This window comes from Vreelandella titanicae, from assembly GCF_014697095.1.
GTDB classification, from domain to species: Bacteria; Pseudomonadota; Gammaproteobacteria; order Pseudomonadales; family Halomonadaceae; genus Vreelandella; species Vreelandella titanicae.
This window is the reverse complement of the sequence record NZ_CP059082.1, coordinates 2,693,682-2,705,739: the sequence shown is the minus strand read 5'-3', so window position 1 is coordinate 2,705,739 and position 12,058 is coordinate 2,693,682. Positions and strand designations below refer to the sequence as shown.

The 12,058-nt window shown below is 51.0% G+C and carries 12 protein-coding genes; 6 read left to right on the top strand and 6 right to left on the bottom strand.

Going from position 1 to position 12,058, the window contains the following annotated elements:
* Positions 1–83: 83 nt before the first annotated feature.
* From HZS52_RS12425 to HZS52_RS12415, 3 genes are all read right to left on the bottom strand, one after another.
* Positions 84–713: an SDR family oxidoreductase gene (locus tag HZS52_RS12425; protein ID WP_190372860.1), complete on the bottom strand. Its 630-nt coding sequence runs from the start codon at positions 711–713 to the stop codon at positions 84–86.
* 93 nt (positions 714–806) lie between these two features.
* On the bottom strand, positions 807–1,496 hold the full coding sequence (locus tag HZS52_RS12420) for a VIT1/CCC1 transporter family protein (protein WP_190372859.1): 690 nt from the start codon (positions 1,494–1,496) through the stop codon (positions 807–809).
* A gap of 56 nt (positions 1,497–1,552) precedes the next feature.
* Positions 1,553–1,816: a PQQ-dependent sugar dehydrogenase gene (locus HZS52_RS12415; RefSeq protein WP_223827916.1), complete on the bottom strand. Its 264-nt coding sequence runs from the start codon at positions 1,814–1,816 to the stop codon at positions 1,553–1,555.
* A 106-nt stretch (positions 1,817–1,922) separates the two neighbouring features.
* Between HZS52_RS12415 and HZS52_RS12410 the strand changes: the two genes are divergently transcribed.
* Together HZS52_RS12410 and HZS52_RS12405 are read left to right on the top strand one after the other, a co-directional pair.
* Entirely contained in the window at positions 1,923–2,465 is a 543-nt protein-coding gene (locus HZS52_RS12410) for a P-loop NTPase family protein (protein ID WP_041158240.1), read from the top strand.
* Between the two features lie 149 nt (positions 2,466–2,614).
* The gene (locus HZS52_RS12405) at positions 2,615–3,550 is read left to right on the top strand and encodes a glycerophosphodiester phosphodiesterase family protein (protein WP_009287588.1); all 936 of its coding nucleotides are present in this window, start codon (positions 2,615–2,617) and stop codon (positions 3,548–3,550) included.
* 57 nt (positions 3,551–3,607) lie between these two features.
* On the opposite strand, the gene HZS52_RS12400 is transcribed toward HZS52_RS12405, so the two are convergent.
* On the bottom strand, positions 3,608–4,501 hold the full coding sequence (locus HZS52_RS12400; protein ID WP_022522582.1) for a dihydrodipicolinate synthase family protein: 894 nt from the start codon (positions 4,499–4,501) through the stop codon (positions 3,608–3,610).
* Positions 4,502–4,882: 381 nt separating this feature from the next.
* Here HZS52_RS12400 and HZS52_RS12395 point away from each other — a divergent pair, with 381 nt between their 5' ends.
* Genes HZS52_RS12395 through HZS52_RS12380 form a run of 4 tightly spaced genes read left to right on the top strand, consistent with a single transcriptional unit; the run spans position 4,883 to position 10,269 of the window.
* Positions 4,883–5,326, top strand: coding sequence for a hypothetical protein (locus HZS52_RS12395; protein ID WP_022522580.1), 444 nt, complete (start codon positions 4,883–4,885; stop codon positions 5,324–5,326).
* A complete protein-coding gene (locus HZS52_RS12390; protein WP_022522579.1) occupies positions 5,295–6,521 on the top strand; it encodes a hypothetical protein in 1,227 nt (408 codons plus the stop codon). The genes HZS52_RS12395 and HZS52_RS12390 overlap by 32 nt, the downstream gene beginning before the upstream one ends.
* 34 nt (positions 6,522–6,555) lie before the next feature.
* Complete coding sequence (locus tag HZS52_RS12385; RefSeq protein ID WP_190372858.1) at positions 6,556–9,432, top strand: bifunctional diguanylate cyclase/phosphodiesterase; 2,877 nt, start codon at positions 6,556–6,558, stop codon at positions 9,430–9,432.
* Between the two features lie 9 nt (positions 9,433–9,441).
* Entirely contained in the window at positions 9,442–10,269 is an 828-nt protein-coding gene (locus tag HZS52_RS12380; RefSeq protein WP_159177088.1) for a PEP-CTERM/exosortase system-associated acyltransferase, read from the top strand.
* 9 nt (positions 10,270–10,278) lie between these two features.
* Here the strand turns inward: HZS52_RS12380 and HZS52_RS12375 are convergent, their stop codons facing one another.
* Both HZS52_RS12375 and HZS52_RS12370 read right to left on the bottom strand, forming a co-directional pair.
* Positions 10,279–10,938 carry a hypothetical protein gene (locus HZS52_RS12375; protein ID WP_022522576.1) on the bottom strand — a complete coding sequence of 220 codons (660 nt, stop codon included), beginning with the start codon at positions 10,936–10,938 and terminating at the stop codon, positions 10,279–10,281.
* A 135-nt stretch (positions 10,939–11,073) separates the two neighbouring features.
* Complete coding sequence (locus HZS52_RS12370; protein ID WP_022522575.1) at positions 11,074–12,039, bottom strand: zinc-binding metallopeptidase family protein; 966 nt, start codon at positions 12,037–12,039, stop codon at positions 11,074–11,076.
* Positions 12,040–12,058 lie beyond the last annotated feature (19 nt).

The following is a 12,058-nucleotide window of genomic DNA, read 5'->3' as shown; positions in this document are numbered from 1 at the left end:
TGATGCATAAGAGTATTTCTACTTAATTGAAGCGTGGGCAAATAAGTACGCAAATGTGCATTGAGTAGTGACCACCACACCAATTATTGAATAATCTCGCCTATCGAACGCTTACCGTCCAATAGTAGGTACTCTTGGTTGGTCACACCTGAAGTTTGCACCACATGCAGCAGTGCATGGGCGACATTGGCTCGTGAGATTTGGTTGTCGCCTGCTTCATCCAATGAACTGGCAAACTGCTGGCTGGCGGTTTCGTCGGTCAAACGCCCTGGCTTGAGAATAACGTAGGGCATACCGCTGTTGCGAAGGTGGGCATCGGCGGCAAATTTAGCAGCCATATAGGGGCGCAGCTTTTCGGGCGCTTCCATAGGGTTTTCTGCCCGCATAGCGCTGATCATAATGTAGCGGGAGAGACCTTTTTGCTTGGCGATATCGACGGTACGAATGGCGCCAAAAAGGTCAATCATCAGGGTTTTATCCGGCCCGGTGTGGGGCCCTGACCCCGCAGTGAAGACCACTTGGTCGCAGCCGTCAAAGGCGTGCTCAAACTCACCTTCTAGATCGGCTAGCACGCTGTCAATGCCGCGCTCTTTGAACCAGGCTGCCTGCTCTTCACTGCGGATCATCGCCTTGATAGGCGTGCCCGCTTTTTGGGCCAGTTCGCAAAACTGCTTGCCAATCTGTCCATTCGCGCCAATCACTAACGTTGTCATAACGGCTCCTTGTGAATTACTTGCTCATCTAATGCGTGTAGGCACTTAGACGAAATTCAACCCCGGGTGCAGGCACTGTCAGCCATTTTGCCTTTAAGCCATCACTCCAAACACATGTCCGATGGCGGAGGTTAATGCCATCGCAAGAGCGCCCCAAAACATCACTCTTGCTGCAGCTTTTAGGATTGGTGCTCCACCCACTCGGGCGGCTATGCCGCCCAACAAGGCTAAAAAAAGCAGGGAGAACACCGCTACCAGTGGGATCAACAGTGAAGGTGGCGCCCACCAAGCGACCAGTAGCGGTAGCAGTGCGCCGATAGTGAAAGTGGCGGCTGAAGAGAGTGCTGCTTGGAGCGGGCGCGCTTGGCTGGTGTCGGTGATGCCGATCTCATCTCGCGCATGTGCGCCTAAGGCGTCTTTGGTCATTAATTGTTCGGCGACTTGTCGTGCCAATTCGGGTGCCAAGCCGCGCGTTTCATAGATAGCGGCAAGCTCTTCCTGCTCTAGTTCATAGTGCTCCGCCAATGCTTTGCGTTCGATATCGAGATCAGCATTTTCAGTGTCCGATTGAGAGCTTACCGAAACATACTCCCCCGCTGCCATCGACATTGCGCCAGCCACCAGGCCCGCAATACCCGCCAGCATAATACCGCTTTGAGTGGTATTGGCTGCGGCTACCCCCAGTATTAAACTGCTAGTAGAAACGATGCCATCGTTGGCGCCCATCACAGCGGCACGCAGCCAGCCGGAACGGTGAGATCGATGGTGCTCTGAATGGATCATGGGCTTTCCTTTCTGTGAGGCGCATCCAAGTCAACAATAGCATCTAAGGTCATGAACTATTTTGCTGGCACTACTCGAAGTAGCCTGCCCTCGGAGCTGTCGGTAAGTAGGTACACTTCACCTTCTGGGCCTACCCGCACATCTCTTATACGCTCGTCTAGCTCACCAAACAGGCCTTCGACATCGCTGGCATTGTTAGATAAACGTACCCGGCGCACTTCGTTATTTACCAGCGCTCCTATCAGTATATCGCCCTGCCACTGCGGGAACAGCTCGCCGCTGTAAAGCGCTATCCCCGAGGGGCAATAGAGGGCGTCCATTCTAAAAGTGGTGGTACGGTACCAGGGTACTCATTGACGCCGTATGGTGCGCTTGCTGCCTCTTTGAGCACTTATTAAAATGTCGCGCCACCTAAAGAGAACTCCCATGAAAATTAATGTGGTTGGTACGAGTGGCAGTGGCAAAAGTACCCTTGCAAAGCAGCTCGCAGATGCCTTGAACGCCCCATGCGTCCAGCTTGATCAATTATTCTGGCGCGCTAACTGGCAAGGAGCACCGGACGATGAGTTCTTCGCCGAGCTGGAAGAGGCTTTAGCAGCCTCACCTCAAGAGTGGATACTGGACGGTAATTTTGACCGTACTCGGCATATAAAGTGGCGCGAAGTGGATATGGTGGTGTGGATCGACTACCCCTTTTGGCGAGTATTTAGCCAAGCCCTCACCCGTGCTGTTAAACGCATCATCAGCCAAGAGGAGCTTTGGCCCGGTACAGGTAATCACGAAAGCTTCCGCAAAACATTTCTAAGCCGTGATTCGGTTCTGCTATGGTCACTAAAAACGTGGCGGCAAAACCGTAAACGCTACTTTGCCGATATGGTGAATCCACGCTATGCGCCTATTCAATTTGTACGTTTGACCTCTATAAAAGAAGCGCAAGCGTTGGTGAAAAGTCTCAACGTGGGTACCTAGCCCTTAGGTGACTATATAGCCCCACTGCGTATTCGCTTGATGGCTGCTCTCTTCGGCTCTCGATGAATCACCGAACAGTTCTCGTCACTTGGCTTTAACGCTCCAGGCCATGTACGCTTATTGAACGAACATTCAATTAAGGTGCTTTAATGCAACGTCATTCGCTATTCGCCGCAATGTCACTGGGGCTTTTTGCTGGTGCTGCCACAACCACCGCGCTGGCGGAGTCCACACCGTTGGAGGAGCAGCTCAAAGAGCTTGAGTCATTCCAAGTGATCGCCCACCGCGGGGCCAGCGGCCACGCGCCGGAAAGCACCATGGCGGCCTATGAATTGGCCCATGAGTGGAATGTCGACTACTTAGAGCTGGACGCCCAAATCACCGCCGATGGTGAAGTCGTGGTATTTCATGATGACGCCATTGACCGCACCAGCGATGGTGAAGGCAAGATTAACGACTACACCATGGAAGAGCTGAAAGCGCTGGATACCGGCTCTTGGTTCAATGAAGCCAATGCTGATAAAGCAGACGCGGACTTTGCAGGGGCACAGATCCTCACGCTGGATGAGCTTTTCGAGCGTTTCGGTCACGATGCTCGCTACTACATTGAGACCAAGTCACCGCAGCTAAACCCAGGCTTGGAAGAAGCCCTGGTAAAAACGCTGGAAGAGTACGACATGGTCGAGAGTGGCCGAGTATTAGTGCAGTCTTTCGAGCAGGAGAGCCTGTTAAAAGTGCAGGAACTAAACGATGACATTCCGCTAATCCAGCTCGTTTGGTACTACCCCAGTGAAGAGGACGAATCGCGTTTAGTGGAGTGGACTGGTGTGACACCGGGCCCAGCAGAGATTAATGATGAAGACTTCCAGGCGGTAGCGGAATACGCGTCAGGAATCGGAACTAACTATATCTACGAAGGCCAAGAAGTCATCGATGCCGACTTTATTCGTCAAGCAAATGAAAATGGCCTGCCGGTGCACGTTTACACCGTCAATGAAACCGATGAGATGGAGCGTTTGATGGAAATGGGCGCAAACGGCCTGTTCACAAATTATCCAGATCGCTTGCTTAAGCTCGTTGAGTAACCATCGTTTAATGGCATATTACGCCCGGCCTTGGCCGGGCGTTTTTATAATAAGGTTTTACTCAAGCCCAAGCTGCCCCAGTACCTGCTCTACTCTTTTACGATCGCCCGCTTGCAGCGTTTTAAGCGGCTGGGGCAAGCAGGGCTGACTCACCTTCCCGGTGATTTCTGCAATGGTAGCCGCCACTCGCAGGCTACCGCCGTATTCACGGTAGAGTGCCCACAGCGGCTCAAGGCCGTCTGAAAGCGCCTTGGCCTGTTGAACATCCCCCGCCTGAGCAGCTCGGGTTATCGCCAGCGCTGCTCTAGGGTATAACCCGCCGATAACGGAATACCAGGCATCACATCCTGCATTTAGACCGGTGGCTGCTGCCGCGTCGCCGCTGATGCCGATAGTGACATCAGCGGGGATCAGCTTGCGCAACCCAGTCACTCGCTCCTTTGCAGAGTCAATATCATTGTTCACCGGCGGAATTTTGATAGAGCGAACCTGGGGCAGTTGGGCGATTCGCCCATGCAGCTCATCGCTAAATTCAAAATGGGTTGTGCCAGGGTTATCGTACACGCAGAGCGGCACACTCAGCGATTGGCAAACCGTGGCGTATAGATCGAAGACCTCGTCGTCGGTGAGCTTTTGGTAGGAGACCGGCGCTAGCAGCACGCCGCTGGCACCTGCCTGCTGAGCGCGTTCTGCATTAGCCAGCACATCACGAGTACGTAGCGCCCCAATGCCTGCAATGACAGGCGCGCCAACTGCATTTTCAACGCTAAGCTGAATAACACGGGCGCGCTCATCACGGTTTAAATAGGCGTAGCTACCGGTCGAGCCCAGCACGCCAATGGAATCCACCGCTGCCTCAGCTAAATAAGCAACTAAACGGACAAACTCATACTCATTAATGCCCTGCTCGTTCATGGGGGTTAGCGGGAATGCACTTAGGCCGGTGAACATGGTGGATGATCCTTTTAAGATGGATGGCATTCGCAGTGTCGCACAGACGATTAGCTATTATGTACAAGCATACGGTAATGGAATAGCCACAGCTTATCCTCGTTATTCGTTGACATAACTTTCTGTTATTTTTCTTGAATTGATGTAGTGTTTGCGTATACGCCGTATCGATACGGCACAGTTGCTTTAGATGTGTATCTTTCAGTCATACCATCATGACTGAATATAAAAACAGTCTCGTTAGTGCTGCGAGGGAGAACACGTCATCAATACATACACATTTTCAGCGCAGAGCAGAACGGCACCGCGGGTGAACCTGGCGTTCATCAATCAACCAGTAAGCCACTACCAATGCCATTACCCATTATAAGCGGCTCTCTAATGCGATTGGCCTTACTGGCAGCGACTACTTTTATTGTGTTGGTGGGGCTCGCTTTCGCAACAACGAATGCCATCGCTCGAGAAGCGCCGCTTTTTTTAGTGGCTCACCCTGACGTCACTACCCACTGGCTGAACCGTGATACTACCCGCGCGATTTTCGCCATGCGCCAACGCACCTGGCCGGATGGTCAAGCGGTTAGGGTTTTCGTTTTAAGTAACAACAACCCAGTACATGCTCGCTTTACCAAAGAGCAGTTGGCGGTTTACCCGCACCAACTTCAATTAGCCTGGGATCGCATGGTTTTTTCAGGTACCGGTCAAGCCCCCGACCGAGTAAATGACCAGGAAGAGATGCGCGAGCGCGTCGCCTCAACGCCGGGTGCCATTGGGTATCTTGAAAGGGAGTATCTGGATGATAGAGTCCAAGTCATTTCGATGGAATGAATGCAGAGCCCTTGCCGCTTTGCTAGGCACCGTTGTAATGGGTTTATCTGCTCCCGCCCAAAGCGACGAACACGCTCTGGATACTTTACAGGTACATGGCTTTCTTAGTCAGGCGCTGGTCGTGACTGACAATAACAACTTTTTTGGTCAGAGCAGCCAGGATGAAGGCAGCATAGAATTTACCGAAATTGGCCTCAACGTCTCCTTACGCCCCCATCAGGATGTACTCGTTGCTGCTCAGGTGCTAAGTCGTCGAGCTGGAGGCAATAGCAGCGACGCAGAACCTAAACTGGATTACGGTCTCATTGATTACCAAATGATTTCTGACCAAGGGCGTACGTTTGGTGTTCAGCTTGGTCGGATTAAAAATCCTTTTGGATTTTATAATCAAACCCGCGATGTGGCATTTACCCGTCCCAGCATCTTACTGCCTCAGTCTATCTATTTTGACCGAACACGCTCAATGGCTCTCACAGGTGACGGCCTAACGTTCTATTTGGAACAGAGATTAAGCAACGGAGTACTACGAGGACAGTTTGGCTTAGGAAAGCCTCAGGCTGGTGACGATTTAAGCGATACGCTTCAACTTCAGCGTATATCAGGCACCTTCGATCCTCAGCAGTCTACGATTGCCCAAGTTCGTTATGAACATGATGGAGGTCGTGTCGTTGCAGCGATTAGCAATGCCAACGTGAGATCCCAAATAGAGTCACATCAATCAGGTGTCAGCGACGGAGATTTTTATTTTACACCCTGGGTATTTTCACTCCAATACAATCAAGAACTCTGGAGTGTAACGACTGAATACGCACTGCGCCGTTCAGGGTTAAAAAACTTCAATCAGTCTTCTGTAAACTTCGACACGACAGGGGAAAGTTGGTATATCCAATACGCTCGGCGTTTTGCAAATGACTGGCAGTGGTTAATGCGTTATGACAGCCTTACCAGCAACCGCGCAGACCGCAACGGTAAATCTTTCGAGGCGAGTACAGGGGGAAGCGTTCCAGCCCATACCCAATTCGCAGATGACCTAACCGTTGGCCTGCAGTGGACGCCGCACCCTCAAGTCATGCTGGCAGGTGAATACCACCATGTCGATGGCACGGGTTGGCTGCCTATTCAGGATAATCCAGATTCATCAGCGACCAGCAGAAGATGGAGCATGTGGTTGTTTCAATTATCGCTGCGCTTCTGACGTTTACCTCGATCCTGGCTAGGACGCTACCGCGATGAAACCATTTACCCTTTTCCGAACGCCCCAACGCCTTAGCCTGACATGGCGGGTCATCGCGTTAAGTAGCCTGCTGCTGCTGGCGCTGGTAACGCTCTTTACCTGGCTAGGCCACGACAATCTTACCCGTCAGTTTCAAGAAAGCCGAAGCCAGCACTATGAACGCCAACAGCGAGAAATTCGTTTAGCGCTAGTTCGCTCATCGGAAAATTTACGTCAGTTGGCAGGGTTAACCGCGGCCTCGGCAAGCTTAGGCTCGCCCTTGCAAGCAGGTAATACCGCCGCAGTTGAGCAAGCACTAGACTCCCAGTGGCCCGCTCTACAGCTTGAGGCGGGTATCGATGAAATATTAATTATTAATACCCAGGGGCAAATCTTGGGTAATTGGGGCACCGGCAATACACAAACGCAGCTTCCCATTCTGAGTTGGATCAGGCGGGTGATGCACACCGAGCAGCCACTCACTACATTGCGTTGTTCAGCTAGCTGCCAACAGTTCGCTGCCGTGCCGGTGCTAGTGGCGGGAGAAAGCGTTGGTATGGTCGTACTGACCCGCTCGCTAGCCGATGTCACTCGGCAGGCCAAGGAGGTATCTGGCAGTGAAGTCGCACTACTTGTCACCGGGCCCACTGAAGATAGCGGGATGACAGCAACTCGAGAGCTAAAATCATGGAATGGTCAACTGCTAGCCCTCACAAGCGAAGAGCAAACCCTAGCACCTTTGCAGCGAGCGTCAGATACAGCTCCTGTTCGCCGTTTAATGGAAACACCATTAAATCTTGAACATGATGGCAGACATTTAGAACTCAGCGCAGTACGCATGGAAGAGGATAATGAACGTAGCAATATCGGATACTTGCTGCTGATATCAGACATTACCGAGCAAATTAAGGCAATTAACCAGGATACTCGCACACTCTTGTTCGTAGGCGTACTCGGCTGGATTGCCGCTGAACTACTGCTATTGGTCATACTGCTGGGCCCAATGGCTCGACTGCGTAGAGTCGCTGGATTGCTTCCTGCCCTAGCTGACGGAAAATTTAGCGATATACACGCCGCCATTCCCAACCACCGCCGCCGCATTCCCGACGAGATCGATGTACTTGAGAGCATTACCCTTGAGCTTTCACGCCAACTTGAATTGTTAGAGAGTGAAGTACAAGAGCGCGGTGACCAACTAGCCGTGCGCATTGGGGAGCTAGCCAAAGAGCGAGATTTCGTTAATGGCCTGCTGGATACGGCCCAGGTATTTATCATTGCCCAGGATGACACTGGACGAATTAGCTTGGTCAATGAGTATACCCAGTTGATGCTAGGACTTAATGAAGCTTCGCTACTCGGGCGTCATTTTGTTGATGTATTCGAGGCAGGTGCCTCTACCAAGGTGAATACGTTCTCCCATCCCCAGCAAGAGGAGAAAACACTCCGTACGCCCGATCACAGGACTCATACTATCGCTTGGTACCATGCACCGTTACAAACGGGTAATGACGGCAAGGTGTCACGTATATCGGTTGGTCTGGATATTACCGAACGTAAGGCTGCCGAAGCTCGGCTAACGTGGCTGGCCGAACGTGACCCGCTAACGGAACTTTACAACCGGCGCTTCTTCCAACATGCACTGCAAACCGCCCTTGAACGCCCATCGAAGACAAAAGGGGCAGTATTGCTACTGGATTTGAATCAGTTCAAGGAGGTTAACGAGCTAAGTGGCCACCATGTAGGCGATAAATTGCTTCGTGAAGTGGCTGACACCCTCTTCCGCAACCTTGGCCCCCGCGGCGTTATTGCACGCCTAGGTGGCGACGAATTCTCTCTCCTATTAGAAGATACCAACGCCGATCAAGCCATCAGTGTCGCGCAATATATTGTCCAACTATTAGACGGTATCGGCTTCGTTGTGGGTGAGCGGCGGCATCGAGTAACGGCCAGTATTGGTATTGCCCTGTTTCCAACCCATGGCAATACGCCTGCTGACCTAATGGCTAGCGCTGATGTGGCAATGTACAAAGCGAAGGAGAGTGGCCTTCAGCACTGGCATTTACTTTCCAAGTCGGAGAATGCCAAAGACGAACTGCAAGCACGAGTCTACTGGGTTGAACGCATACACAATGCGCTTGAGGAGGATAGCTTCGAGTTGATGGTGCAGCCCATCATGCGTTTGGAAGATCAGGACGTAAAACACCACGAGGTGTTGCTAAGAATGCGCGACGCAGACGGGAGCCTAATTTCTCCCGCGCACTTTATTCCTATTGCCGAACAAAGCGGGCAGATTATTTTAATCGACCGTTGGGTATTGCGACACAGTTTAAAAGCACTTAGCCAATTGCAGGATCGAGGTATCACTCTGGCAGTTAACCTTTCGGGTCAGTCTCTTCACGACGGAGGGTTGAAGCAATACTTGGCAGACGAGCTGACGGCTAGCGGCGCTGATCCTCACCACCTTATATTGGAAGTAACGGAAACTGCCGCGGTAACCGATTTTTCTACCGCCCGTGGCGTACTACAAGCAGTACGTGACCTGGGTTGCCGTACCGCACTGGACGACTTTGGAGTAGGCTTCAGTAGTTTTCACTACCTTGGGCAGTTACCCGTCGACTATATTAAAATAGATGGTTCCTTTATTCGCAGCCTGCTGATTAGCCCTGACAGCCGCGTCATTGTTCGTGCTATTGCCGACATCGCTAAAGGTTTTGGCAAGCAAACCATTGCTGAATTCGTTGATCAAGAAGCGCTATTGCCAATACTAAAGGCCTATGGGATAACTTATGGTCAGGGGTTTCATTTAGGCAGGCCTATAAAAATCATCGAAGCATTTAGTGGAATTAGTGCTCAAGAATGGATACCGTTTATACTTAACTCTGGATTTAAATAGGGATAGTACATGAGCGCTTTACCACTGCAAGTGAAGAACAAGGATGCGTCAGCGGTATTTATTACAAGATTCATACAAGAGTTCAAATTCAAACTCTGCATAACTGAGCATGAGAAACAACTGGCTTATCGTTTAAGACATGATGTTTACTGCGAAGAACTTGAGTACGAAGAAGCCAGCGACCCCATAAAAAAACTCGAATTTGATATCCATGACCAAAACTCTATTCATTGTTTGATAGAACACCGCAGAACAGGACTAGTGGCAGGCTGCGTGCGGGTGGTTATGCCTCAGGCCTCCAGACCTCATCCACTTAACCAGCTCCCATTACAATCTTATGGCAGCCAAAGCCTTACACACGCAGAGCTGCATCCCGACAAACTTGCCCAAGGCAGTTACTATGAAATTTCACGACTGGCTGTGAATCGCCTTTTCAGAATAAAACTTAAAGATAGCTCTACTTCTTTAGAAAGCTCGACTACCAATCACAATGCTACTTTTTTTTCTACTGAAGAGAGGCAGCTCTTCCCACTACTAGCCACAGGCCTATTTGTCACCGGCTATGCTTTAGGGAGGCAGCTAGGTAAAATTCAAGTTTTTGCAATGATGGAACCTAGCTTGCCCCGACTTCTTGCTCTGACAGGCTTTCACTTCACCAAAGTCGGCGAAACAATCAACTTCCATGGAAGAAGAAGTGCTTACTACATCAATAAGCAACAAGCAGAGAGTGGATTAAAGAAATCATTGCTCCCCCTCTACTTGCACATACAGCAAACGCTGGCCCTCCAGCTAGAAGAAATGCTAGCTCAAGATGTTAGTACCTCACTAATAACTTGAATATTTTATCTATACCGTGGCCGCGGCGCTTTCTCGATCATCCAACGAAGCAGAACATCTAAAATCATCAACCGTTACGCTGGTGAATTTCTCTAAGAAAAACACGAGCGTTTCAGGATATTGGAAACGCTCCTCGAAGCGCTCTTGGCCCTCTTGCGAACGCCGAGTCACGCTTGCTCTATAGCCGCCATTAGATTTAGTCACTTTTACGCTATTTTCGCGGCTTCCATCACGCTTAATGGCCGTTAATGGAGAGCTATCGCTTAATAAAACGTCTAGCTGTCGAGCGGCAGTGCGCTCTTCATCAGATGCCCAGAGAGGTTGATCTCGGTCACCATAACGGTAGAGCATAATCACCAGCATGACCGAAAAAATACTGCTGGTCAGCATCCAGGTTAATAAAACGCTCGAAAGCGCCGTTGTCAGCATGATGAACATTTGAATCACGATACCCACCGCCAGCACACCGGCCAGAGGCCTCCACATACGCGGGTTCATAAACCCGCGCTTGAGGATATACCCCCAAAGCCCAATCACCGACAATGCCCCTAACAACAAATGAATGGGGGCAAGCAGCGTTCCTCCTCCAGCCAATATAGCAATTACCCCAATAATCACTATTAAACTGTAGAAAGCAGCTAGCAGGTAGTAAGCACGATCAAGAGTCATATGCAGTCTCCATGCGGGTTAGCCGATAACCTAATCGCCATCGGTTTTATTGTTATTGGTATACGGAAAAATCCTTAAACTGCAGTATAGGTTATGACGAAAATTCTTCACTATTGCCGACGTAGCCAATACAGGTCATAACCCCTGCGCCCCTCGGCGTAGCCAATCATGCACGAAAGCGAGCTTATGTCGGGCAGTCTCTGAGAGGACAAAGGGATAAAGATCCGGCAAGCCCATTGAGCGATTAACATGATTAACGCCCACGGTGAGTGAAGCTGCCACGTAGATCAAGCGCTCTGCATCAGGCTCTGCATACGGCTCCCATTGATGGCTAGGCAGCTCTGGTGAAGAGAGATCTGATGCCGCAAAGCTATCGGCAATATCGGTTAAATGCAGCAGGTGAGCAGCAGTCTCGGCCCAATCTTCATGAGGGTGCGCAGAGGCATAAGTGGTTAAATAGCGCTCTTTCCAATCGGGCGGCGGGCCATCGGTATAGTGGCGCTGAAGTGCTGCGGTGTAATCCTGACGTTCGTCTCCAAACATCTCACGAAAAGCATCAAGAAAGTCTTCCCGCAGGCTTAACCGCCACCACAGCATATGCGATATTTCGTGGCGCATATGGCCAATCATCGTTCGGTAGGGTTCTTCAAGCGCTTCACGACGGGTCGTGACTAGTACGGGGTCTACTTCGGCTACACTAATGGTCACCACCCCTTCAATGTGCCCCATCGGCACAGGCGTACGGCCTTCGGCGAGCAAATGGAAAACCGGCGGCGCGCCTGGATCTTCCGGGCGGAACCAGTGCCAACGCCCGAGGTTATCAAGCACCCAGCGTTTGGCTGCTTCAGTCTTGGCCCAATTAGGAATCGCATTAGGAAGGCTAGGATCTGGAGCCAGCGCTGTCATGGCACAAGCACGACAAAAAGCTCCCTCTTCAGGTGCAATCCAGTTGCAACCGATAATGTCGCGGTTAATACAGAAAGGAGGCATTGGCACAAAGGCCCGGGCCTGAGGGTCGTAGGCAACGGGGGTACCATCTGCGGTTGCGAGATTATCGAACCATAGAGAGCCGGAACCGACGGGATTTGAAAATACGCGCATACGGTAAAGCTCCTGAAAG